The organism is Idiomarina sp. 017G (assembly GCF_004362265.1).
GTDB classification, from domain to species: domain Bacteria; phylum Pseudomonadota; class Gammaproteobacteria; order Enterobacterales; family Alteromonadaceae; genus Idiomarina; species Idiomarina loihiensis.
The window spans coordinates 190,322-214,157 of record NZ_SNWT01000001.1; the positions used below are offsets into that span (position 1 = coordinate 190,322).

The following is a 23,836-nucleotide window of genomic DNA, read 5'->3' on the forward strand; positions in this document are numbered from 1 at the left end:
AAGCACTAGAATGCGGTCTGCGGATGAGAAATCATGCTTCAGACCGCATTTTTTCGTTAAAAAGTGAGTAAAAAGGGTTTTCAATCTAAAAGACTGTGGTAGCCTAGAGTTTATAGCTGATTCACATGTATGACATACGAACAGCTGGATAGGAAAGCCATTTGGACTAATGGTGCTTGAACAATTAAATCAAGCTTGATATAACCGTTCTGGCCCATTTTAAAATCCGAATGGAACCACGGAAACTTGATAATAACAATCTAAGGGGATGATACTGTGAACAAGTCTCAGCTTATTGACAAAATCGCGGCAGGTGCAGATATTTCTAAGGCTGCTGCTGGTCGTGCTCTGGACTCTATGATCGATGCAGTAACTGATGCTCTAAAAAAAGATGACCAAGTCGCATTAGTTGGCTTCGGTACGTTTAGCGTGCGTGAGCGTTCTGCTCGTACTGGTCGTAACCCTCAAACGGGTGAGACTATTCAGATCGCTGCTGCTAAAGTTCCTTCTTTTAAAGCAGGTAAAGCACTGAAAGACGCAGTAAATTAATTAAAGCGCATTAGCGCTTTTTTTAAAGAATAATAATAGTAGCCCGAGGTTTATAAAACCTCGGGTTATTTTTTTGTATGAATGGTGAGTTTTAAGACGAATCACCTTATAATGTGACGTTGTTTATTCAGGTTAAATAAGGAAAGCCTTATTATGTTAGAGCGGATTCGGGAAGGCTCGCAGAGTTATACTGCTAAGGCCATTCTTGTGTTAATCATTCTAACTTTTGCATTAGCAGGTGTTGGTGGTTATATCACTAGTGACACAGAAGATGCTGTCGCAAAAGTTAATGGAGAAGAAATTCCTCGTAGTGACTACGATCGTGCTTATGAAAATGAGCGTAGTCGCTTGCAAGAGCAGTTTGGTGATATGTTTTCTGCTATTACTTCCGATCCAGATTATATGCGTAATTTACGCAGTGGAGTATTAGAGCAACTCATCGAACAAGAGCTTTTAGTGCAATACGCTGAAGATAACGGGATGAGAGTGAGCCCTGAGCAGGTAAAAGCTGCAATCCGTGATATTTCTCAATTTCGTACAGCAGGACAATTTGATAACGATGTTTACCTGATGGCTTTGCGTAATGCGGGTTATAGCCCTGAAGCTTTCGCAAAAGTGATGCAACAGGATATGACCCGAAATCAGTTACTACGAGGCTTGTCTGCGACTGCGTTCGTGCTTGAACCTGAAGCTATTGCCTTTATGCGCTTACAAAGCCAGTCGCGTTCAGGTGGCTTTTTAGTGGCTAGCAATGAAAGTTTCGAAGAGCAGGTAGAGATTGCAGAACAGGATATCGAAAACTTCTATCAGCAAAATCAAGATATGTTCCGGACTCAGGAAAAACTCAGCGTCGCCTATGTTGAGCTCTCTTTAGCTGCTGTTGAATCAGAAGTCGAAATTTCAGATGAAGAAGTGCGTCAATATTATGATGAGCGTCAGCAGCAATATTCGACCGAAGAAGAGCGCCGTGTTTCTCATATTCTGATCGAGTTCGAGACTGATAACGCTAAAAAGAAAGCTGAAGAAGCACTTGCTGAACTTAAACAAGGTGCGGACTTCTCGGAGGTAGCGCAAACTTATTCAGACGATACTTTCTCAGCTGAGCAGGGCGGAGATCTAGGTTGGATAGAAGCCGGAATGATGGATGAAGATTTCGATGCCTCCGTTTTTGAGTTAGAAAATGTTGGTGATTTATCAGACGTTGTTGAAACGAGCTTTGGTTACCACATTATTAAACTTACCGATTTACGCGAAGGTTCAGTCACACCATTTAGCGAAGTGAAAGACGAAGTGCGTCAGCAGTTGTTAACCGAAAAGGCAGAAGATCGCTATTTTGAAAAACAACAGAAACTTGCGGAAATTAGCTTTGAGCAACCTGACACATTGGAGCCTGCTGCTGAAGAAATTGGAGCCACTGTACGCCGTTCCGATTTATTCACTCGTGACAGAGCCCCAACGCCCTTGAGCGACGATGTTGTTCTCAATAACCTATTTTCAGAGCAGTTAATTAAAGAGAAGTTGAACAGCGATATTATTGAAACTTCAGATGATCGGTCACTGGTAGTACGTGTAACTGAGCATCAACCAGTGCGAGTAAAAGAGCTGGACGAAGTTCGTGAAAAAATAGTGTCCGAACTGCGCGTAGAAAAAGCTCAGCAATTAGCGCTTGAGCAGGCTAATGAATGGATGCAAGCCTGGAAAGCGGGTGAAGAGGTGAGCGACGAAATTGTCTGGGTAGATAGCATTCAGCGTAACAATGGTGAGCACCCAAGAACTATTGTACGTGAGCTATTCTCAATGTCTCCTTCAGCAAGCGATGAGAGCGTCTTTAACACGGTTGCGTTACCGAATGGAGATGCTGCTGTGGTTGCACTGACCGAAGTTTCTCCAGGAAGTACTGATGACAGCCAACTTGACGAGTTAAAGAGTCAGATGCGGAACCGTCAGGCTCAGGTTATGTTGCAAGCCTTTATTAATAACTTAAAAGCGGACGCAGATATAAAACGTTTATCAACTCCGTAGACGTTGATATCGCAAAAAAGGCTCAGACCGTGACAAGTCTGAGCCTTTTTTATTTCTATTGTAGTGAGTTTATCCGTTATTGCTGTACAAGTTTGGCAACACGTCTTTAGTAGTTGTTATATTTTTTTTTGCTTCTATAGAGGTCTTAACTTCTTTATAAAGCACTTTTCCATCCTGCCATGAGGTAGCCTTCGGCTGATAAAGGCTTTGTTGCAAGCTTGAGCATGCATTTTCTATTGAAAGATATTGAGACAGCTCAGTTATGCTATTAAAGCTGCGTTCAAAATAGCGGTTTGCCCATTTCAGCAAAAACTCTTTTGCTTCATGTGCATTATTGTTACGGCAGGCTAGCTGAAACCCTCTCCATAATTTGTCTTTGTTTAGATTGTGAGGTTTATCTTCTGTTGTTTTACGCGTTGATACTTTGCTCTTAGAGCTTGTACTTCGACTCCAGAGAAGGTACGCGTTCAGTATAATGGAAACAATCAGTACCAGGGCGAGTAAGCTAACTGTCCAGGTATTCCATTCAACTGAGCGGGTTTTCGCCTCAGTTTGAGTTACTTCCTCATCATTTAGCTGCTGCTCTTCAGTCACTTTAGCTTCGGCATTATTGCTTGCCTTCGGGATAGGTTGCATCCCGTCACCCATTGCGACAGAAAAGTTTAACTCTTCGGTTACCGCCGATGCAGGTTTACCTGTTTTGGTATTAAACCATGGGATGCTTAGTGCCGGAATTTTTAATGGCCCTGGCTGATTGGGGACGACCGCAAAGCTTATTGTTTTTTGAGAGATAATAACGCCGTTGCGACTAAATTGATCCGTCTCATCGCCATCCGGATAAATTCTCACCGTATCGGGGAAGCTTGGTCGAACGTCTGGTAGCTGCTCTGGTTTTACACCAACAGCGGTCAGCATATAGGAAATAGTGAAAGGTTCACCTACGGTATAACTTTCTTGCTCAGGCGAAACGGATTGAGAAACACTGACAAGCTCGCTAGGCAACCAGTGACCTTGCCAGCTATCAGGGACGGCCTGCACCTCAACCTCGATAGTTTCAGCAATGGTGCTGACAGGCTGTGTGTTGGAGAAAGACGAAAAGATAGAGCGTTGCCCTTGAGTGAAAACTTCGCCGTCGAAACGGGCGCCTGCGATACTTAAAGAACCTGACTTGCTTGGCGTTATTTGGTAAACACGCTGATAAACCTTATAGCGCCTGCCATTCACCATTTCTGTACTTTCTTCATCCCTGCCAATTTGCTGAATGTCGGCGTTTTCTGCTTCAGGCGGTATTAAGTTTCCTTTGTTCAAGTCGGCCGCAAGAAATAGCCGCGCAACATAAGTGATAGGCTGCTGCAGATAGACTTGCTGATTGTCTACGCGAGCTTCCAGAAAAGCGATTTTCTGTTCGTTATCCTGGTTGTTGCCGGGTTCCAGGACTTGCAATGAAATAGGAGCCGACGAGACACCACCTATGCTAATTTCGGGGATTTTATATTCTCCGGCAGACTGGGGAATAAGCACGGTTGTAAAGCGCGTCTGTTTGCTAAGTTTTCCGTTGATCATTGATGTCTGGCGACTGACCGATGTTCTGCCTACAACGAAGTCTTTTAGTAGTTTAGATGGCGAAAAGCTGTCGTTAGCAACATCGTCATCAACGGTTATCGTTAATACGAAGGATTCGTTCGCCGTAACCGGATTACGGTCTACCGTAGCAGTAACCTCAGAGACATCGGCGTGAGCAAGTTGGCTCACAAGTAAAAAGCTCATCAATAAGATAATGTGTCGCCATACTCTTACCATTTTTTATCGTCTCCCTGGGGTTCTGAGGTTCTGCGCTGACGCCGTTTCTGGCTCTCCAGAAGCATTTTATTACGTAGCAGTATACTTGGGTCATCCGGCACCCGGTTCATCCACTGCTCCAGTTGTTGGGCTTTTTCAGGGTCAATCTCGCCTTCGCGGACCTTCTGTTGAAGTAGTTGGCTGGATTCCTCCTGGCTTTCTGGGCTTGTGTCCTGGCGTTGCTGCTCCTGGGGTTCTTCTTGAGAAGGCTCCTGTTCTTTTTGTTCCGGCTCCGGCTCTCCATCCTCTTGACCCCTTTCATCAGGATTAGGGGGCCCATCACTGTTATTGGACTGATTATTTTGTTGCTCCTCGCCGTCACCACTTTGCTCAGAATTCTTATCCGATTCGTTTTTATCAGAATCTGATTCCTTGGAGGATTCGTCTGAACCGCCGGAGTCTTCTGATTCCTGCTGTTGCTTCAATTGCTCAACGAGTTGCTTATTTTCGGCTGCCTGGGACCAGTCAGGGCGTTGTTCTAAAGCGTTGTCGTAAGCTTCTATTGCCGCATCGTATTGTTGCTGCTTAGCCAGTGCATTACCTAAATTATATTGCGCCTCTGCCGAATCGCCTTGAGAAAAGGCTTCGGCGGCGGCTTCATAGTCACCATCGCGATACAGAGCAGCGCCCTGACGAAACGGAGTTCTGCTAAGGTTAGCCGCCCGTTGGTATTCTTCTTCTTGATATAAACGCTGTGCACGTTGCTCACGGTTTAGCAACTGCTTCTGCCAGACGGATTCTTGTGCAGCATGCACATTGGGACTGAAGCCGATTAAAGGCAATAACATAGAGAGTAATAAAGGGCTAAGCAGGCTGCCCCGACGCCAGCTAAACAACATAATAGGTAAGATAAAGAGGGCAACGTAAGGACCCATATCACGCCATGCGTCTCCTTGCTGTTGTTCATCGCCGTCTTTACCTTCACGCGTCAGTGGTGCCTGGTTTATCAGTTTATCAATATCACGATTGTCGGCGGTTACTGATGAAAAGGCTCCTCCCGTAATAGAAGCCAGATCGGATAATCGAGAAGGATAAGTTTTGGCAATAATGACCTGATTGTTGTCTTTTAATAAACGGCCTGAGCTATCGCGAATTGCAGCACCTTCTTCAGTACCAACCGCCAGAATAGAAACTCTATGATCGACAGAACGCAAATAACTACTGAGTTGGTTGAGTTCGTTACTACTGATGCCGTCGGTAAGCCAGTATATATCGCCCTGAGGGTAGCCGGCATTTTTTAATAAATCGTCAGCCAGCTTCAAAGCTAACAAGGGTTCACTGCCTTGCGCCGGCATAATATCGGGTGACAGTGATGGGATTAAATTTATTAAATTACGGTTATCGGCAGTAAGCGGACTGATGATAAAAGCATCGTCGGCGTAAGCAATAAGGCCGGTATCACCATCAAGTCCTGCCCGGACTAAATCAATGGCTTTGTATCTCATTCTGGTTAAACGGTTAGGGGCAATATCATCGGCTAAAACCGATGGCGACATGTCCATAATCACGACCTGTCCCGATTCAAGCTGGTAAACCGGTTGTGGTAGTCGTTCCCAGGTGGGCCCGCAAAGAGCCAGTGTTGCCAGAACTGAAATTAACAAAAAACGGTGGGCAGGCCAGAGAGACGGTTGTGACCCTGACTTAACCAATACTTTTGACAGGTGCCCGGGGAGCCATTGATGCCATCCGGCCTGATGTTTCTGACTGTAGAGTAAACGCCAATACAGTAGTGCAACTGGAACTAAAGCCAGTAACCACCAGGGGCGCAATAAGTGAAATTCGCTCATGAACGTCTCCCCCATGGTCGATAGTGCAACATGGCTAACGCAATAAACAGAAGAAAACTTATTACCAATGGCCAGTAAAATAAACTGACTCGGGGCCTTAGTTGCTGAGGGTCACCGGCAATAGGCTCCAGCTTGTCCAGGCGTTGATAAATTTCTTCGAGCTCACTGGTACTGCGGGCACGGAAATATTTACCACCAGTTTGTTTAGCGATACTTTGCATTAACGGTACGTCCAGATCACGGCTTGGATTAACTCGCCGTTGCCCGAAAAAGCTATCAACTACTACTTCTTCAGCACCTACCGCGATAGGGTAAATCGTCACATCGTAAGCCTGAGCCAGCTCAAGAGCCTGCTCCGGAGTTAAATTCCCCGCTGTGTTTTGACCGTCGGTTAGTAATACCAGTACCCGGTTCGATTCTTCGTCGTCACGAAAGCGCTTCACCGACAAAGCAATAGCGTCTCCTATTGCGGTGCGTTCACCCACTAAGCCGAGTACAGATTCATTGAGCATTTGTTTTACAGTATTGCGATCGTAAGTCATGGGAGTCTGTAAATAGGCCGTGTCTGCAAATAGAATCAGTCCGAGCCTGTCACCTTCGCGGCGTTCAATAAAGTCGCTCAAAACGTGCTTAACCATGGTTAGACGGTTCACTGAGCGGCCTTCCAATTGCATATCTGCAATTTCCATACTGCCGGATAAGTCTACAGCCAGCATAATCTCTCTTCCTTCGGCTCGAATTGCGAGCGGCTCGCCCAACCATTGAGGCTTAGCCACCGCAGCGACCAGCATGATCCAGCATAAACTCATCAGCGGTAACAATAACCAGCGTTTACCAGAGCTCTGACTGCCGCTAACTAAGCCGTAAGTACTGGGAAGGCGTATAGCCGAGCTACTTTTTCGTACGGCCGGAAACCATTTCCAGATAATGGCGGGTAAGGGGAGTAGGCAAAACATCCACGGCCAGGCAAATTCAAACATCTTCGGCTCCGGGTTGCTTGCTCAAATCTTTACTCAGCCACAGGCGAGCGAGTTCGTAGTAATGTCGATTAAAATTATTATCAGCAATACCATAAAAGTTTTTATTGGCCTCGTTAAGCAGGGGTTCATAAGTTGTCTTTTCCTTGCCTGACAGAGGAATGAGCAAGAAGCTTATCCATTGACGACTGTGTTTTTCCGCAACGACCTTTCTGGGATAATACGCCAGCGCCGTGCGTTTCAATAATATAGTAAGCTCTTCGATGCTCATATTTCTGTCTTGCTGCAACTGCCTGATAGCCGCTTTGCGCACGCGTGACTGCTGTCGACGCCGAACTAACCAGAAAATAAGTAAAGCGATGCCAGACAGTAGTGCAACGGCAATAGCAATTGCCGGCCATGACGGCGGCCACCAACTCGCTGCCCCTGGCTCGACAATATCATTAAGCTTATCTAATGACGGTTGCTGCATTATTTTACCTCTGCCCATTGCTGTTCCAATGGTAAAGCACTGGATATTGGTGTTAAAGACAACTTCCGTTTCCTGAATTCTTGCTGAATACTGCTCCAACGAAGCTCGGCGGCATTTTGATAGGTTTTTCTCTGCTGTTGATCAGCGAGATTTATACTGACCTGTTGCTGACCATCGGTAATTGCCAGCGGATGAGACGAGTACCCCTGAGGCAACTCATGCTCCATAGGGTCGTAAAGTCCAAAACAACGAACCGAATTATGCTGGGATAGCACGCGCAAACCATCCAGAAAGCGTTCGCCTGCGTTATAGAAATCACTGATAACATGAATGCTGCTGCCGGGCTTAACCAGTTGTCGTATGCGTTTTAAGTTATCATCCAGCGTGTTTTGTTGCTGTTTTTGCTTGTCTTGCCAACGCTTCAGGCTGTCTTTATGAACTTCCAGAAGTGCATGACATAAACGTAAAACGCCTTTTTGTCTGGCTATAGGTTTTAACTCCTGATGTTGCCAACCGTTGCCAATGAGCCCACCAATACGGTCGCCTTTGTGTTGTGCCTGCCAGGCCAGGGCTGCGGCTAAGTGACAAGCCTGCACAGATTTAAATACAAACTGGCTACCAAATAATTGGGTTAAAGAAAGGTCCACCCAGATAAATACCGGGCGCTCTTTTTCTTCACGATAGAGCTTGGTATGAGCTTTACCGGTTCGCGCGGTTACCCGCCAGTCAATGGAGCGGATATCATCACCGGGCTGGTAATGCCGTACTTCATCAAACTCCATTCCGCGCCCCCGGCTCTTACTTAGCAGGGGGCCGGTCTGGCTTGAGCGCGGCAGACTTTTATGGTGGCGTGCAAACGCATTAATTTTACTGCGATAATAAAGAAGTTCCTGAATACCGGGACTGACTCCATCGCAGTGCAACTGCTTAAGCCATTGTTCAACTTCAGCTTTTAACATTATGGTGCCGGTACAAGTTTCAGTATTGTATCAAGAACCTGATCGTGTGATACGCCATCGGCTTCCGCCTGATAACTCAAAATAATACGGTGGCGTAAAGCGTTATGGAACACGCTGATAACATCGTCAGGTGTGACGAAATCGCGACCGTCGAGCCAGGCTTTAGCGCGGGCGCAGCGCTCCAACGCTATAGTGGCGCGAGGGCTGGCGCCGTAACCTATCCATTGTGCTAGGTTCTGGTCGTAGCGCTGCGGCTGACGTGTCGCGATAATCAACTGAACCAGATAGTTTTCGACTGCATCATCTAAATACAACTGCAGGACTTCGTGGCGCGCGTCGAATAACTGCTTTTGCGTTAATGGCGTAGGCATATCAAGATCACCTGACAGGGCTTCTCCCCGGGTTAGGCGCAGAATTTGCTGTTCGGTCTCGGCATCCGGATAGTCGAGTTTTAAATGCAATAAAAAACGGTCGAGCTGGGCTTCAGGTAACGGGTAAGTTCCTTCCTGCTCCAGCGGGTTCTGTGTTGCTAACACCATAAAAAGATCAGAAAGTGGGTAGCTGCGTTGACCGACAGTTATTTGTCGCTCTGCCATAGCTTCCAGTAATGCTGACTGAACTTTTGCCGGGGCTCGGTTAATTTCATCGGCCAGAATTAAATTATGGAACAAAGGGCCTTGTTGAAACTCAAACTGTCCAGTTTCGGGACGAAAAATGTCGGTACCGGTTAAATCGGCGGGCAATAAGTCGGGAGTGAACTGCACCCGATGGAAGTCGCCTTCAATACCTTTTGCTAAAGCTTGTACTGCACGGGTTTTAGCCAGGCCGGGAGGGCCCTCTACCAGCAGGTGGCCGTCAGCCAATACGGCAATTAAAAGGTTTTGAGTGAAGTCCGGCTGTCCAAGCACTTGCCGATTCAGGTAATTTTGTAGCTTTTGAAACGCTGTCGCGGTCATGTTTACTCCAGGCTGTCGTTATCAGCGAAAACTGACTATGCTGTCAGTACTGCATAGCAATGACAGCAACAATGCTGTCTTTGTTCCGAAATTTCAATCTATACAGCATACTTTACCGAAAACGGTGGTTTTAATCTGCTCTATTACGGGCTAGAATTTGTAACATAATTTGTGGTCAGACCAGTATTGGTTTTTGAATTGAGGATTTATTATGACAGCAGCACAACGCTTGCTAACCGTAAATGGCGAAAGAATTGCCTTTGTGGCGGGTATAAGAACACCATTTGCGAAACAAGCAACGGACTTTCACGGCATACCCGCAGTCGACTTAGGTAAAATGGTTGTTCAGGAATTAGTGAATAAAACCGGTATTGACGGTGACTGGGTTGAGCAACTGGTGTTTGGTCAGGTTGTGCAAATGCCGGAAGCGCCTAACATTGCCCGTGAAATAGTATTGGGAACCAGTTTGCCTGTTGGTACTGATGCTTACAGTGTGTCCCGCGCGTGTGCTACAAGCTTTCAGTCGGCGGTTAATATTGCCGAAGCTATGGTGGCTGGCCATATTCGTGGCGGCATAGCTGGTGGTGCGGATTCATCTTCGGTATTACCTATTGGTGTCAGTAAACGTCTGGCGCGTGCTCTAGTCGATTTAAATAAAGCAAAAACCTTAGGGCAACGGTTTTCTATATTGAAGCGCTTGGGTTTTAAAGACTTACTGCCTGTACCACCGGCCGTGGCAGAATACAGTACCGGACTAAGCATGGGACAAACGGCGGAACAAATGGCGAAAACGCATAACATTAGCCGTGAAGACCAGGACGAGCTAACGGTAAGATCGCACCAAAAGGCTCATGCTGCATGGGAAGCTGGTTGGTTAAGTGATGAAGTGATGACGGCTTACCCTGAGCCTTATAAACAGCATTTGAGCCGCGACAACAATATTCGCGGTGACAGCCAGATAGAAAAACTGGCGAAATTAAAGCCGGTATTCGATCGCAAGCATGGTTCAGTGACTGCGGCGAACAGCACGCCTTTAACTGACGGAGCTTCTGCTGTCATGATGATGACCGAAAGCCGCGCGAAAGAACTCGGGTTGCCGGTATTAGGTTACTTACGCAGTTATGCCTTTGCTGCCCTACAGGTGGAAGAAGACATGCTGATGGGACCTTCCTATTCGACTCCGGTGGCTTTAGACCGCGCGGGTATGAGCTTAAACGATTTAGACCTTATTGATATGCACGAGGCTTTTGCAGCGCAAACATTGGCGAATATGAAGATGTTTGCCAGTGATAAGTTTGCGCAAGAGAAGCTGGGTCGTGATAAAGCCATTGGCGAAATCGATATGGATAAATTTAACGTGCTGGGCGGCTCCATTGCTTATGGTCATCCATTTGCCGCAACCGGTACCAGAATGATCACACAGACTTTGAATGAATTGCGCCGTCGCGGTGGTGGTGTCGGTTTAACAACCGCTTGTGCTGCCGGTGGCCTGGGTGCAGCAATGATTGTGGAGACAGAATAATGAGTCAGGATAAAGCATTCACTATGGAAGTTAGGGACGACGGCGTCGCTGTAATTACGATTGATGTCCCTGGTGAGTCGATGAATACCTTAAAAGACTCATTTGCCGAAGAAGTTGGCAGTTTGATGAATCGCTTAGAAAGCGATGATTCAGTCAAAGGTGTGGTTTTTATTAGTGGTAAGCCAGGCTCCTTTATTGCCGGTGCTGATATCAACATGATAGACGGTTGTGAAAATGCCGTGGATGCAGAAAGTCTGGCGCGAAAAGGGCAGGCTATGTTTGATCGCATCGAGCAGTTAAATGTGCCTGTGGTTGCGGCTATTAACGGAGCTTGCCTGGGTGGTGGACTGGAACTGGCCATGGCTTGTCATGTAAGAGTTTGTACCGACAACAGCAAGACAGCTCTGGGCTTACCTGAAGTGAAATTAGGCTTGTTACCGGGCAGTGGTGGTACGCAACGTCTGCCTGAACTGGTTGGTGTTCAGCAAGGACTGACGATGATCCTGACCGGTAAAGAACTGCGGGCTAAACAGGCTCTGAAAGCAGGACTTGTCACCGAGGTTGTTCCCCAAAGCATATTGTTGGATGTTGCCGTTGAGCACGCGTTAAAACGTAAGCCAAAATCAACTAAGCCGCCACTTAAGGGCATTAGTAAAGTGCTGGAGGCGACCAAGTTTGGCCGTGACATTATCTTTAAAAAGGCCAGTGAGCAGGCGCAGAAGAAAGCTCAGGGCAATTACCCGGCAATTGATAAAATCATTCAGACGGTGCGTGAAGGTGTTGAACGTGGCCGCGAAGCTGGCCTGGATAAGGAAGCCCGTAGCTTTGGTGAGTTGGCAATGACGCCAGAGTCTTATCAGCTGCGCCAGATTTTCTTTGCCACCACAGAAATGAAAAAAGAAACCGGCGCCGATGGTGTTAAACCTGATTTGGTCAAACGGGTTGGCGTTTTAGGTGGTGGATTGATGGGCGGCGGTATTGCCTATGTTACGGCGGCTAAAGCAGGTATTCCTGCACGTATCAAGGACATCGCTGAAGACGGAATTCGACATGCATTACATTACAGTTACGAGCGTCTAGATAAAAAAGTGAAGCGTCGGCATATGCGCCGGGCCGAGCTTGAAAAGACCATGCTAATGCTGAGCGGTTCGCTTGATTACAGTGGATTTGAGCGTACCGATGTGGTTATTGAAGCGGTATTTGAAGACCTTAACCTGAAGCAAAAAATGGTTGCTGATGTGGAGGAGCACGCAGACGAGTCGACCATTTTTGCAACTAATACGAGCTCACTGCCTATTACTCAAATAGCGGCTAAAGCCAAGCGCCCGGAACAGGTTATTGGGCTCCACTATTTTTCTCCGGTCGATAAAATGCCGTTGGCGGAAATTATTACCCATCCGGGTACTTCCGATAAGACAATAGCCACAACGGTTTCTCTGGCCAAGAAGCAGGGTAAAACTCCGATAGTGGTGAAAGATGGTGCCGGATTCTATGTAAACCGAATTCTTGCGCCCTACATGAACGAAGCTGCGCGCTTACTGTTAGCCGGAGAGCCTATTGAGCATATCGATAAAACCTTAGTGAAATTTGGTTTCCCGGTGGGGCCAATTACTTTACTGGATGAGGTTGGTATCGATGTTGCGGCAAAAGTGGCTCCGGTCTTGGTGAAAGAGCTGGGTGATCGTTTTGAAGCGCCTGAAGCTTTTGAGAAGCTGATTGACGACGACCGTAAAGGTAAGAAAAACCAAAAAGGCTTTTATCAATACGGCAAGAGTGTAAAGGGTAAGCCGGTAGACACTTCAGTGTATTCTTTGCTGGATATTGATCCGAACGAGAGCAAGTCTGCGGACGAAATTATTGATATTTGTTTATTGCCCATGCTGAATGAAGCTGCTTACTGTTTGCAGGAAGAGATTATTCGCAGTCCTCGCGACGGTGATATTGGTGCAATTTTCGGTATCGGTTTCCCACCTTTCCTTGGCGGGCCATTCCGTTATATGGACAGCCAGGGGCTTGAAACGATAGTGAATAAGCTAGAGAAGCTGGCAGCAGAACGTGGCGAACGATACACGCCTGCGCCTTTGTTGAAGCAAATGCTGGAAAATGGTTGGAATTTTTATCAATAGCCTTTATTAGTAACGTTAAACCTGAGCAGCTACTTCGTTGTGCTGCTCAATAAACTCAATTAACGCATCAGCCGGCATTGGTTTTGCAAAATAGAAGCCTTGAATGTATTCGCATTTGAGGCTTTTTAACGTCTGTAACTGAGCTTTAGTTTCAACCCCTTCCGCAACAACCTTCAGGCCAAGGTTATGTGCCATTGCAATAATTGACGCGACCATATTACGGTCTTTGTCGTTGATGGTTATGTCATCAACAAAGGCTTTATCAATTTTCAGGCTGTTCATAGGAAAACGCTTAAGGTACGACAGCGAAGAGTAACCTGTACCAAAATCATCCAGAGCCAGTTTTACACCCATATCAGATAGGTTTTCCATCATAGTAATGGCGCGTTCAGGGTCGCTCATGACCATGCCTTCGGTTATCTCAAACTCAACATGGCGAGGATGCAACCCCTCTTCACGTAAAATTTGCTCAATTTGCAAGGCCAGACTGGATTGCATAAACTGCCGGGCAGACAAATTCACAGCAATGCTCTTCGGTGAGCCCTGACAAGCCATAAAGCGTTTCATATCACGGCATGCTAGCCGCAAAACTTCTTCGCCTAGTGGAATAATAAGCCCGGTTTCTTCGGCCAGAGGAATGAAGTCAGCCGGATTAATCATTGAGCCGTCTTCACTCTCAATGCGGGCCAGCGCCTCAAGTCCGGCAATATGGCCGGAGTTTATTTCTATTTTCGGCTGATAGTAAACGCGAATATTATGAGACTTTAATGCTGCTCTTAATTCATTTTCCAGCTTAAGTCGTTTGACCGCGTTCTCGTTCATTGACTGGCTGAAAAACTGATAGCAGTTTCCGCCACGCTGCTTGGCATGATACATAGCCATATCGGCTTTCTGTAAAAGCTCCTGCGACGTCTGGCCGTCGTGAGGGTAAAGTACAATGCCAATGGAACTGCCAATGACAATTTCCTGTTGCTCAATAAAGTATGGCTCTGCCACTTTTAGGTTAATTTGGTTGGCCAAATCGCCAATTAGGTTTATGTCCACGCTGTCTTCAATGAGCAAACCAAACTCGTCTCCACCCAACCGATAAAGAGTATCCTGCCGACGGCCAATATCCATAAGTCGCTCGGCAACCTGGCATAAAAGCTGGTCACCAATCTCATGACCTAAGGAGTCGTTAATTTTCTTAAAATCGTCTAAATCAAAGAGCAATAAAGTATGTGAGACTTTTTTCCTAACCAGATTTGAATGACTGACCTGAAAGTAAGAACGATTCGGCAGGCCGGTTAAAGTGTCGGTGTTCGACAAGCGGCGAAGCTCGTTTTCTGTGTGACGCCTTTCGGTGATATCCGAGAAACTGGCAACGATGAGTGACACCTCACCGTTATCATCCCGAACCGCATCAAGGGTTAATTCCATCAGGAACTCTTCACCGTTGGCTTTAACATCGGTGATTTCACCCCGCCAGGTTCCCTCTTTTATGACCGCTCTTTTTATTTGATTCACGAAGCTCTCGGGATAACATTCAAGCGTCAATAACTGACCTAAAACCTGTTCACGACTGAAGCCGCTAATTCGCTCAAACGCATTATTGACTTCGCGTTTTCGGAAAAACCGGTCGAAGATGCAAATTCCATCAGATATATTTGTAATCGAAGAAGCCAGCATCGTAATTCGCTCTTCAGAGCTTATCAGACTGCTTATGTCACTTAGGGTACCGAACATAGTTCGGTGTTCATCGTTAGTTTGAAGTTTTCCTCTATCTAATACCCACAGCCAGTTGCCCTGATTGTCCAGTCGATAGCTGCATTCGAACAACTCAGACTCACCACTTAGGTGGTCTGCAAGGCTTTTTTGCAGTCGTTTTAAGTCTTCCGGGTGTACGTTCGACTTTCCGCCAGAAAGGCCAAGTCGTTTCCCGTCAATAGGGAAAGCGGGGCAGTTCTCCCAGATATTCTGTCGTATCAGTTCGCCTGAATCGAGATCCCATTCCCAGCATTGGTAACGGCTGGAAAGTACGCCTTGAGCCTGCCGGTGGTACTGTTTAAGATCGCGGCGCATGTTGGTTTGCCGCTGGCGCAGATAAAGCCAATACGATAACAAGACCAGAGCACAGATGAGTGTGCCGCCGATCCAGGCAAAAGGTGTTTTCCAAAAAGGAATTGCCACGTCAAGCTGAGCCACTGCCGATGGCGACCAGAGGTCATCATGATAAGATACCTGAACCTCTAGTTCATGCGACCCGGCGGGCAACGACGATAGTTGTAGCGATGCACCGCTTTTTCCCAGAGTTTGCCAGCTATTTTCAGCGTGATTCAATTTGTAGCGGTAGTGTAACTCTGTCGGAGCGGCTGCGAACGGAACCGTAAAGTCAGCTATAAATGTGGCGTTGCTGACTTTTTCTAAGTCAATATGGGGTGGTTTGTTTAACAGTTCATTATCGACAGAAATTGTTTTTTTCTGAGAGACTTGTCCAAAGGCGTCTATTTCGATGGCTTCGGTTTTTGTATGCAACCAAAGCGAATGGTCAAATGCCGTTAAATTCAAATTATTGGGTGTTGCCGACAATTCTGACGCTATTAGTGAATTCCAGTCTCTATTAATAATGTTGTACTGATATAGCTCTCCGGAGTTATTAACAAGATAAAGCTGATTAGCGAATAAACGCATTTTATTTATCTCAAACTGGGCGTCCGGGTAGTGATTAAGTTCGGAGATTTCTTCATTGACGGTATTGTAAAATAATAACCCTAAGTCTGTCGCTAACCACCAGTTACCATTGCTATCTTCTATCGCTGCTGATACTTGTTGCATCAGTTGAGGAATGTTTATGCTGGCTGAACTCTGCTGTGTATTGGAACCGGAAACCAGGGCTGCCGGAGCAAAAGGCGTGTCTAGTTGGTAAATGCCCTGATTATCCGGTACGAAAAAAACGTCCCCCCGGGTAACTTGCAAAGCCGATGCGGTGGGTGCGTTATGTAGCTTGATAAGCTTTTCATTTTGTAATTCATACAGACCATTAGCAGCACTGAGTAAAATTGCGGAACGGTCTTGAGTTAATGCTATATCATTAACTTTATTTAGGTTGCTAAGGTACTCAGGAAGTGCTTTTAAGCGTAAATCTTTGTCCAGAAGAGTCAGCCCTTGCTCTGTTGCAAGCCAGAGCTTATCTTGATAGTGAACGGCAGCGTAAAGCTGCTTGCCTGGTATTGTGTCTGTAATCGGGTTTTGTTTATTAACCGCAAAAACTTCACTGGAAAAACCATCCCAGGCAAATACTCCCTGATTTTCAGTACTTAACCAGTTCCATTTTTTTCCATGATAAATATAGTTTACGTGCTGAATCGGGGTGCCGTTATAGCTTAGGTTTAAGGGTTCAAAAACCTCTGTTCCGGGAGTGTGGCGGTAAATGAATCGGTCTGTACCAACCAGTAACCGACCTTTTGCGTCTTCTGAAATGTGTCTTATACGAGTTTGACCGCCGGACTCACGCCCTGATAACTCAAAGGTTTTAAGCTTGTGCTCTGAGGAAAACTGGAGTTGCGTCAGACCGTTTCGGGTTCCGAGCCATAGTGCACCCGACGTATCAAAAAACAGTTGTTCGATATTATCAGAAAGCAAATGCCTCTTTGCTTCAGGGATAGCTAAAATATTTTTGAATTCATTGCCATCAAATCGGGTTAAGCCACTGGCTGTCGCAACCCACAAGAAACCTTCGGGACCCTGAGCTATAACATTTACATGATTGCTGGGTAAGCCATCATTGAAGGTCCATTGATGTACTGAGTTTTGTGTGGAGGAGTATTGCGCGTAAACATGAAAGCTAAAGCTTCCAGATAACAAAACACATAGAAAAAGAGCAGAGCATAATGTTCTGATAGGCAATGTAAAATTCACGACAAACCTATTGAATGGCTACTTTAGCAGCTCTTTATTGTTAATATATCGTTAAGATAACGAGAGAGGTACTGACTGTCAAAGACTATTCTACTTGGTCAGAGTTTAGGTTTGAAGCCTTAGAGCTTGCGATTTATCACCTAAACGCAGTTTTAGTCGTTCCAGCCAGTCAGTGAGTTGGCAATGTTCCAGGGCACTGAGGAGTTCTTGCTGGCGATTGAACCCTGTATCGGCGAGTTGAATAGCGCCCCAAAGTCTTTGGCTGCGAACCCTTAAGTTACGATCAACTGTTTTAATTTGCTGTTTAAGTACCGACTTAGCGTGGTGCCATTCTTTTAGTGTCAACTCCTCAAGCTCGGCCAGTTGCACTTTAATCACGTCTTGTATTGCTTGATAAAGTTTATCAGCATCAAACTCGTGTGACTGTAAAAAGAATAAGATTCCGGGCAGCCGTTGTACCGGAAAATATTGGCTACCGGCGGCATAACCCAGTTGTTGTTCGGTTCGTAAAGCCTGGAATATTGGTTGATGAATTAATTGCTGCAAGAGCATAAAACTGATTTGCTCGGTTGAAGTATCATCTTCGCCCTGAAAATAAAGCAAAACAGCGGTATCTGAGTGTTCAGCAGGAACAATTAACTGCTGCGAACAAAAATCGCGGACGCGCTTAACCGGAAGCCTTTTGTTGGGAACGCTTCGTTGGTCAGGGAGATTATTTTTAATAAGCTGTCCCAGCTCCAGAGCATCGCCTTTTTGCCAGTCGCCGTGAGCTAGTGCATTAACATGCACTGGGGAGAAAAGCTTCGCTACTTCTATTGTAAACTGACGGAATGAGACTTTCTCCAGTTCACAGGCTAAATCGCTAAGCCGAAATAAACCGGATTGCAGCTGCTGGTTCAGTTCAGCAAAAAGCTTGTTCAGTGGCTGACTCTGATGAGCGGAGTGCCAGTTACTTAGCAAGCTTTGTTTTAGATCCTGCCAGCGGCGTCTCGCAAAACGAGTCTTTAAAGCTCGCCGGATAAGATGTTGCATCAAGGGAATTTGTCCGGCAGAAAGCCCGGTTGTATGTATCGTAATACCGTTTTGAGTTGGATAAATATTAAAGTGCAAGCCAGCGACTTCGGCGTCATACAAGTCGTCATTTAATGCATCTATCATAAGCTCAGACCATAATCTGGCGATAGCGAAGTGAAAAGCTGAATTGGTTACCGCAGGCAACCTTAAGGATAAGTAAATATGCCCTTTGGGTACCCGGAAGTCACGATCCTGCAGGTGCCATAACTGTAACTGTGCACTGTCCTCTAATCGTGTTGGCAGAGAGCCACCAGACTCCAGAGGTAAAGGTTTAAACCGGGAGTTGAGAAAACGGTTGGGCTTAGGTAGCTGACAGTTGAAGTCATCAGGTGTTGAGAAAAATGACTGAAACTGCTTTTTGCTAATAGGGCTTAAACCATATTCTGTATGATAAATCGGCGCGACTTCAGTCGTCCGGACATCAGGAGCAATTAAAGTAATACGCGCATTTTCAGCGGTCATCTGTTGCAGGGTTTTCGCTGCATAAGAATAATTTAACCCATCCATACGATAATCACCGTAGAGAGTGTCTTCCGGTTTATAGTGAAAAGCGTTTACGGAGAGCTGGTTAGCCAATTCTCCGACCGGAGTCGGCTCTTGATACAGAAAACTCATTTCTGTGGTAATACGGCGCTCTTTGTAGCGCCAGTCTTCGATCCCGTCCGCTTCTATTTTTCGTATATAGGCAAAAACCCACTGAACAACCTGTTCAACTCTGTGGCGACCAGACTCAGTAAGCTGGATATTAATATTAAAATCTTTGAAGTTACTACCACTAATGCCACCGCCCGCTGAAAGTGAGTTGACCCAACCCTTTGAACGCAACGAACTGAATAAACTTCCCGGACCTTCGTAGCCCAATAAATGCGCAATAAAGCTGGTGGTTTTATGCGGGTAGTCTGCGTCGATACTCGGTAACGGTAATGTCAAAATAAGACGGTAAGCTGCTTTGATGGGCTTAACTTTTATCCATACTCCTTTTTGTTCCTGGCGGTAAAGAGGAGCATTAATAGACGTTTTGCCAGTGCGTTGTTGTTTAATATCCGCAAAGTAACGGTGAGCTAATTGTTCGAGCTCGGCAATAGACTGCGGACCGGCAACGACCAGACGCATTCTTTGTGCTACGTAATGTTCGTTAAAAAAACGCTGCAATTTGCTTTTTAAGGTACCGTGCTCATCGTGTCTGAGTGTATTAAGGTTGCCCACAGAAAACTGACTGAAAGGGTGCTTTGGGTTCGCGGTAACCTTATGAACCTGATACAAGCGTCGGAGTTCATCATTTTGTTTCAGGCGAAACTCCGACTCTATAGAACTTATTTCTTTGTCTATCCAACTCTCCGACAACAACGGTTTTTTCAGCATAGCGGAAAAAAATTCCAGCGCCTGTGGCAGTGCATTAGCATTGCAGTCAAAGTGATAGTTAGTAAATTCCGTGCCGGTCCAGGCGTTGTGCTGGCCACCTTGCAAATTTAAGAAGTGCCCGAAAGCGGAGGGATCAGGAAACGCCTGGCTTCCTAAAAATAACATGTGCTCTAAAAAATGAGCCAACCCCTGAGTATGTTCAGGATCATCGAAATGGCCGGCATTTACCGCGACAGAGGCCGCGGCTTTCTGGCTATCAGGGCAGTGAACCAACAACACCTTAAGTTGGTTCTCTAATGTCAGGTGCTGATAGTCTCGTTTGTCTCCAGAACTTCGGACAACACGGACGACCTCATCGTTAAGTGAAGAGTTCGCCATAATTCTCCTTGATGTAGATTTCGAGGCGAGTTACTGGTCCAGTGCCTGATTAAAGTCTTCTGGTTTATCAAAGTCGCCTTTAAAATCCTGCAAACGCTTGTCATTGAAGGTAAGTACCAGCTCTTTACGGTAATCTTCACCTGAATTGGGATCCATTTTATAAAGGTATACCCAGCGGTCAGAGTCAAAGCTGTTCTGCGCAACAGGGGTTCCCAGCACAAAGACAACTTGCTCTTCAGTCATTCCCACCCGCAACTTGTCGACATCTTCCTGTTCAAGGTAATTTCCTTGTGGGATATCAATACGATATACCATTTCATCGAGAAGAGAACAGCCATTTAAGGTTATAACGGCAACTAGAAAAACTCCAAATCTTGACATGAAATACCTATTAAAATTAATCTCAATTGATTGTATTGGCGTCGATGATAAACAATGACTTACTCGAACGCCAGTATAGAACGAATTTAACTGGCGAGTAATTCCCTCGCATTAGCTTTTGCCATGTCGGTGACTTTGTCGCCACCTAATAAACGCGCCAGTTCGATAACTCTCTGTTCTTTAGATAATGCAACCACCGCAGTTTCAGTTTCGGCTCCATCAGTTGACTTGCTCACTTGCAATTGTTGATGAGCTTTAGCCGCGACTTGTGGTAAATGGGTAACACAAATAACCTGAGAGGTTTTCCCCAAAGCCTGAAGCATAGATCCCACTATTGATGCCGTGGGGCCGCTGACGCCGACATCAACTTCATCAAACATCATGGTAGGAACCGTTTTCTGTGTCGCTGTCATCACCTGTATGGCAAGGCTAATTCGCGAAAGTTCACCCCCGGAAGCGACTTTATTCAGCGCCTGTATGGGTTGTCCCGGGTTGGTTGTTACCAGAAACTCGACCTCATCGGTACCCAGTCGGGTAGCTCGGGCGCTGGCATCATGTTCAACCTGAATAACAAAACGACCATGCGGCATATTCAACTCTTGCATTGAGCTGCTTATTTTTTGACTTAATTCCGCAGCTGCCTGCTCGCGGCTTGTGGAAAGCTTAAGGGCACTCTCACGGTAAACTTTGCGAGCCTGCTGCCGGTCTTCGTCAAGCTTCTCAGCTTGTTCACCGGCTTGTTCCAGATTATCAAGCTCATCCATTAACTTCTTGTGTTGCTGGCTCAGTTCCGAGCCGGGTATCTGGTGCTTCTTCGCTAAATGAATAGCGGCGCTTAAGCGGGCTTCTATAATCTGGAGTTCGCCCGGGTCGAGCTCTAAGTCGTCCTGATACTGGCGTAATTCAAGCGCCGCTTCTTCAATGTGTACTTTCGCCTGTTGCAGTAACTGGTTAATAGGAGAAAGCGCGGTATCCATCTCTTCAGCTTCAGCTAAGCGTTGGCTGGCTGACTGAACCAGGCTGGACGCGTTATTGTGCTCCCCTTCGTAAAGAGCATTTAAAGCAAACACACCGGCTTCGAGTAAAACCTTGCTGTTACTTAAGCGTTTGTGTTTTTGCTCCAGTTCTTCGAATTCACCATCTTCCAGAGCAAACTCATTCAGCTCGTTAACCTGATATTCAAGTAATTGACGCTGGGCTTCCAGTTCTTCTTTTTGTTGCTGATAGCTCTGATATTGCTTCTCAACTGAAGCCCAGTTTTTATAGTCTTGCTGGACTTTGTCTAATAAGTGCTGATGGCGGGCGTAGCTATCGAGTAGCGTTAATTGATGCTCTTCTTTTAACAATAATTGGTGTTCGTGCTGACCATGAATGTTAACTAACAGAGGTGCCAGGGATTTTTGCTGACTGACGGGAACCGGTGTTCCGTTAATCCATGCTTTGGAGCGTCCGTCGCGCTGAATAACCCGACGTAAAACGCAGTCATCATCAGCATCAAACTCATTTTCAGTTAACCACTGATGGGCGGGGCTGGCATCTTCTAAAGCGAAAACAGCTGTAATTTCCGCTTTTTCCTGGCCCGGACGAACCCAGTTAGCATCGGCCCGACTACCCAGGCAAAGGCTCAAGGCATCCAGAGCTATAGATTTACCGGCGCCGGTTTCACCGGTGATAGCGGTCATGCCGTTGTGAAATTCAATGTCTAAAGATTTAACGACTGCAAAGTTGCGAATAGTTAATTGGGATAACATAATCTTCGCTCCAATACTGTTGATATATACAGGTTATACAGTATTTATACAGTAGTTACGTCGAAATGCAAGTATCCCTTTTAAAAAAGTCGACTACCCCAGCCCAGTTTATTGCGTAATACGTGGTAGTAGTTGTGGTCAATCGGATGAATCATACGTAAGGCTTTCGGGTATTTTTTTATAATGACATCGTCGCCCGGGTGAACTGTCATCCTGACATGCCCATCGCAACTGATTTGCAGCAAGTCATTGTCAAAAGCGGCCTTTAATCTGACTTCACTGTTACCGTCGACGACAATTGGGCGACTGCTTAAAGTATGGGGAAACATAGTCACCAGAGTCATTGCGTCCAGGCCGGGATGCAAAATAGGGCCGCCGCCTGATAATGAATAGGCGGTAGAGCCGGTTGGTGTGGCGCAAATTAAACCATCAGAGCGTTGACTAAAAACAAAATGGTCGTTTACATAGAGTTCAAACTCTATCATATGCGCGACTTTGTCTGAGTGCAGAACAATTTCATTAATTGCTCTGCCGGTACCTGATGAGCTGCCTTTGTTAATGACTTCAGCTGAGAGCAGGAAACGTTCCTCTACGTGGTAGTCTCCATTGAGTACCGACAACAAAGGCGTCATAACTTCGTCAGGGTCTAAGTCGGTTAAAAAGCCCAAATTGCCGCGATTGACGCCGATAACACCGATATCATATTCACATAAGGCGCGGGCAGCACCCAGCATGTTGCCATCACCACCGACGACAATAGCAATTTCGGCCCATTCACCTAAGTCCGGCAGGCTCAGCGTCTCAACCTCTTCCGGCAGGTTTAATTGCTCCGCCGTACGTGCCTCCAGACACAGCGCAAAACCACGATGAATTAAAGCCGTGGTAATTGTTTCTAAAGTTAACTGGGTACCGCGATCGTCGGCCTTGCCGAGTAACCCAATCTTTGTAAAAGCGCTCATTAACGGGATCCTTATGCGTTCGTGTGCTTACGCTACGATGAGCAAGAAAATTTATCAAGTAAGAGAAATCCCCTTGAAAGAAAAAAACTTGCCCCCATTAATCCTGCAACCTTAATTTTAAACTGGTTAAAGAGAGTCACTTATGACCGATAAAAACGATTCGAAACAGAAAAATGAAGCGGCTGATGAGCCGACTGTAGAGCAGCAAAAAGCTGAACAGGAAGCCGCACAGGCAGCTGAAGAGGCGTTGCAGCAGGACGTAGCAGCCGATGAAACTGAAACTGCGGGACAGTCATCGGATCAAACGGATCGCATTGCTGAGCTGGAATTAGCTTTAAGTAAAGCAGAAGCGAAAGTAAATGATCAACGCGACTCGGTACTGCGCACCCAGGCTGAAATGGAAAATGTTCGTCGCCGGGCCAGTCAGGATGTTGAAAAAGCACATAAGTTTGCGCTGGAGAAGTTTGCTAATGAAATACTAACCTCTGTAGATAACCTGGAGCGTGCTTTACAGCTGGCTGATAAAGAAGATGAAGCGAACAAAAACTTTGTAGAGGGGATTGAGCTTACCTACAAAAGTTTAACCTCAACTCTGGAAAAGTTCGGTGTAAAAGCAATTGGTGCAGAAGGCGAAGCCTTTAATCCGGATCAACACCAGGCCATGTCGATGCAGGAATCCGATGAGCATCCGAACAATACTATTATGGCGGTAATGCAAAAAGGCTACGAGCTGAATGGACGCCTGTTGCGTCCGGCAATGGTAATGGTTGCGCGTAACTCGAACTCGGGTGTGGATACAAAAGCGTAACAAAATCGAAAATTATC

General features: G+C 46.1%; 16 protein-coding genes. 5 read left to right on the forward strand and 11 right to left on the reverse strand.

Annotated elements, in window-relative coordinates; translation table 11 throughout:
* Positions 1 to 276 precede the first annotated feature (276 nt).
* Both hupB and DEU30_RS00925 read left to right on the forward strand, forming a co-directional pair.
* Entirely contained in the window at positions 277 to 549 is a 273-nt protein-coding gene (gene hupB, locus DEU30_RS00920) for a nucleoid-associated protein HU-beta (RefSeq protein WP_011234253.1), read from the forward strand.
* Positions 550 to 702: 153 nt separating this feature from the next.
* Positions 703 to 2,571: a SurA N-terminal domain-containing protein gene (locus DEU30_RS00925; RefSeq protein ID WP_114981561.1), complete on the forward strand. Its 1,869-nt coding sequence runs from the start codon at positions 703 to 705 to the stop codon at positions 2,569 to 2,571.
* Positions 2,572 to 2,640: 69 nt separating this feature from the next.
* Here DEU30_RS00925 and DEU30_RS00930 read toward each other — a convergent pair whose 3' ends face one another.
* The 6 genes from DEU30_RS00930 to DEU30_RS00955 are packed head-to-tail and all read right to left on the reverse strand — an operon-like array spanning position 2,641 to position 9,561.
* Entirely contained in the window at positions 2,641 to 4,371 is a 1,731-nt protein-coding gene (locus DEU30_RS00930) for a BatD family protein (RefSeq protein ID WP_114981560.1), read from the reverse strand.
* Positions 4,365 to 6,197: a VWA domain-containing protein gene (locus tag DEU30_RS00935; RefSeq protein WP_114981559.1), complete on the reverse strand. Its 1,833-nt coding sequence runs from the start codon at positions 6,195 to 6,197 to the stop codon at positions 4,365 to 4,367. The genes DEU30_RS00930 and DEU30_RS00935 overlap by 7 nt, the downstream gene beginning before the upstream one ends.
* Complete coding sequence (locus tag DEU30_RS00940) at positions 6,194 to 7,177, reverse strand: VWA domain-containing protein (RefSeq protein ID WP_114981558.1); 984 nt, start codon at positions 7,175 to 7,177, stop codon at positions 6,194 to 6,196. The genes DEU30_RS00935 and DEU30_RS00940 overlap by 4 nt, the downstream gene beginning before the upstream one ends.
* Positions 7,170 to 7,646: a DUF4381 domain-containing protein gene (locus DEU30_RS00945; RefSeq protein ID WP_114981557.1), complete on the reverse strand. Its 477-nt coding sequence runs from the start codon at positions 7,644 to 7,646 to the stop codon at positions 7,170 to 7,172. The genes DEU30_RS00940 and DEU30_RS00945 overlap by 8 nt, the downstream gene beginning before the upstream one ends.
* A complete protein-coding gene (locus tag DEU30_RS00950; RefSeq protein WP_114981556.1) occupies positions 7,646 to 8,605 on the reverse strand; it encodes a DUF58 domain-containing protein in 960 nt (319 codons plus the stop codon). The genes DEU30_RS00945 and DEU30_RS00950 overlap by 1 nt, the downstream gene beginning before the upstream one ends.
* Positions 8,605 to 9,561: a MoxR family ATPase gene (locus tag DEU30_RS00955; protein WP_034820087.1), complete on the reverse strand. Its 957-nt coding sequence runs from the start codon at positions 9,559 to 9,561 to the stop codon at positions 8,605 to 8,607. Before DEU30_RS00955 ends, DEU30_RS00950 begins: the two co-directional genes overlap by 1 nt.
* A gap of 211 nt (positions 9,562 to 9,772) precedes the next feature.
* Here DEU30_RS00955 and fadI point away from each other — a divergent pair, with 211 nt between their 5' ends.
* Both fadI and fadJ read left to right on the forward strand, forming a co-directional pair.
* The gene (fadI, locus tag DEU30_RS00960) at positions 9,773 to 11,083 is read left to right on the forward strand and encodes an acetyl-CoA C-acyltransferase FadI (protein WP_034820090.1); all 1,311 of its coding nucleotides are present in this window, start codon (positions 9,773 to 9,775) and stop codon (positions 11,081 to 11,083) included.
* On the forward strand, positions 11,083 to 13,209 hold the full coding sequence (fadJ, locus tag DEU30_RS00965) for a fatty acid oxidation complex subunit alpha FadJ (protein ID WP_110012632.1): 2,127 nt from the start codon (positions 11,083 to 11,085) through the stop codon (positions 13,207 to 13,209). Before fadI ends, fadJ begins: the two co-directional genes overlap by 1 nt.
* A 15-nt stretch (positions 13,210 to 13,224) precedes the next feature.
* On the opposite strand, the gene DEU30_RS00970 is transcribed toward fadJ, so the two are convergent.
* The 5 genes from DEU30_RS00970 to nadK all read right to left on the reverse strand — a co-directional run bounded on the left by DEU30_RS00970 (position 13,225) and on the right by nadK (position 23,011).
* Complete coding sequence (locus DEU30_RS00970) at positions 13,225 to 17,052, reverse strand: EAL domain-containing protein (RefSeq protein ID WP_114981555.1); 3,828 nt, start codon at positions 17,050 to 17,052, stop codon at positions 13,225 to 13,227.
* 159 nt (positions 17,053 to 17,211) lie between these two features.
* Complete coding sequence (locus DEU30_RS00975; RefSeq protein ID WP_034820098.1) at positions 17,212 to 19,920, reverse strand: insulinase family protein; 2,709 nt, start codon at positions 19,918 to 19,920, stop codon at positions 17,212 to 17,214.
* A 30-nt stretch (positions 19,921 to 19,950) separates the two neighbouring features.
* Positions 19,951 to 20,301 (reverse strand): outer membrane protein assembly factor BamE, encoded by a 351-nt coding sequence (bamE, locus tag DEU30_RS00980; RefSeq protein ID WP_034820100.1) that lies wholly within the window; start codon positions 20,299 to 20,301, stop codon positions 19,951 to 19,953.
* A gap of 86 nt (positions 20,302 to 20,387) precedes the next feature.
* Complete coding sequence (gene recN, locus DEU30_RS00985; RefSeq protein ID WP_034820102.1) at positions 20,388 to 22,052, reverse strand: DNA repair protein RecN; 1,665 nt, start codon at positions 22,050 to 22,052, stop codon at positions 20,388 to 20,390.
* Between the two features lie 80 nt (positions 22,053 to 22,132).
* Positions 22,133 to 23,011: an NAD(+) kinase gene (gene nadK, locus DEU30_RS00990; protein ID WP_034820105.1), complete on the reverse strand. Its 879-nt coding sequence runs from the start codon at positions 23,009 to 23,011 to the stop codon at positions 22,133 to 22,135.
* 142 nt (positions 23,012 to 23,153) lie between these two features.
* Between nadK and grpE the strand changes: the two genes are divergently transcribed.
* On the forward strand, positions 23,154 to 23,819 hold the full coding sequence (gene grpE / locus DEU30_RS00995; RefSeq protein WP_114981554.1) for a nucleotide exchange factor GrpE: 666 nt from the start codon (positions 23,154 to 23,156) through the stop codon (positions 23,817 to 23,819).
* Positions 23,820 to 23,836 lie beyond the last annotated feature (17 nt).

What these genes read in the sequence shown, in the direction of transcription:
- DEU30_RS00925 (WP_114981561.1), top strand. Translation starts at nt 703, where the DNA reads ATGTTAGAGCGGATTCGGGAAGGCTCGCAGAGTTATACTGCTAAGGCC.
- DEU30_RS00930 (WP_114981560.1), bottom strand. Translation starts at nt 4,371, where the DNA reads ATGGTAAGAGTATGGCGACACATTATCTTATTGATGAGCTTTTTACTT.
- DEU30_RS00935 (WP_114981559.1), bottom strand. Translation starts at nt 6,197, where the DNA reads ATGAGCGAATTTCACTTATTGCGCCCCTGGTGGTTACTGGCTTTAGTT.
- DEU30_RS00940 (WP_114981558.1), bottom strand. Translation starts at nt 7,177, where the DNA reads ATGTTTGAATTTGCCTGGCCGTGGATGTTTTGCCTACTCCCCTTACCC.
- DEU30_RS00945 (WP_114981557.1), bottom strand. Translation starts at nt 7,646, where the DNA reads ATGCAGCAACCGTCATTAGATAAGCTTAATGATATTGTCGAGCCAGGG.
- DEU30_RS00950 (WP_114981556.1), bottom strand. Translation starts at nt 8,605, where the DNA reads ATGTTAAAAGCTGAAGTTGAACAATGGCTTAAGCAGTTGCACTGCGAT.
- DEU30_RS00955 (WP_034820087.1), bottom strand. Translation starts at nt 9,561, where the DNA reads ATGACCGCGACAGCGTTTCAAAAGCTACAAAATTACCTGAATCGGCAA.
- fadI (WP_034820090.1), top strand. Translation starts at nt 9,773, where the DNA reads ATGACAGCAGCACAACGCTTGCTAACCGTAAATGGCGAAAGAATTGCC.
- fadJ (WP_110012632.1), top strand. Translation starts at nt 11,083, where the DNA reads ATGAGTCAGGATAAAGCATTCACTATGGAAGTTAGGGACGACGGCGTC.
- DEU30_RS00975 (WP_034820098.1), bottom strand. Translation starts at nt 19,920, where the DNA reads ATGGCGAACTCTTCACTTAACGATGAGGTCGTCCGTGTTGTCCGAAGT.
- bamE (WP_034820100.1), bottom strand. Translation starts at nt 20,301, where the DNA reads ATGTCAAGATTTGGAGTTTTTCTAGTTGCCGTTATAACCTTAAATGGC.
- recN (WP_034820102.1), bottom strand. Translation starts at nt 22,052, where the DNA reads ATGTTATCCCAATTAACTATTCGCAACTTTGCAGTCGTTAAATCTTTA.
- nadK (WP_034820105.1), bottom strand. Translation starts at nt 23,011, where the DNA reads ATGAGCGCTTTTACAAAGATTGGGTTACTCGGCAAGGCCGACGATCGC.
- grpE (WP_114981554.1), top strand. Translation starts at nt 23,154, where the DNA reads ATGACCGATAAAAACGATTCGAAACAGAAAAATGAAGCGGCTGATGAG.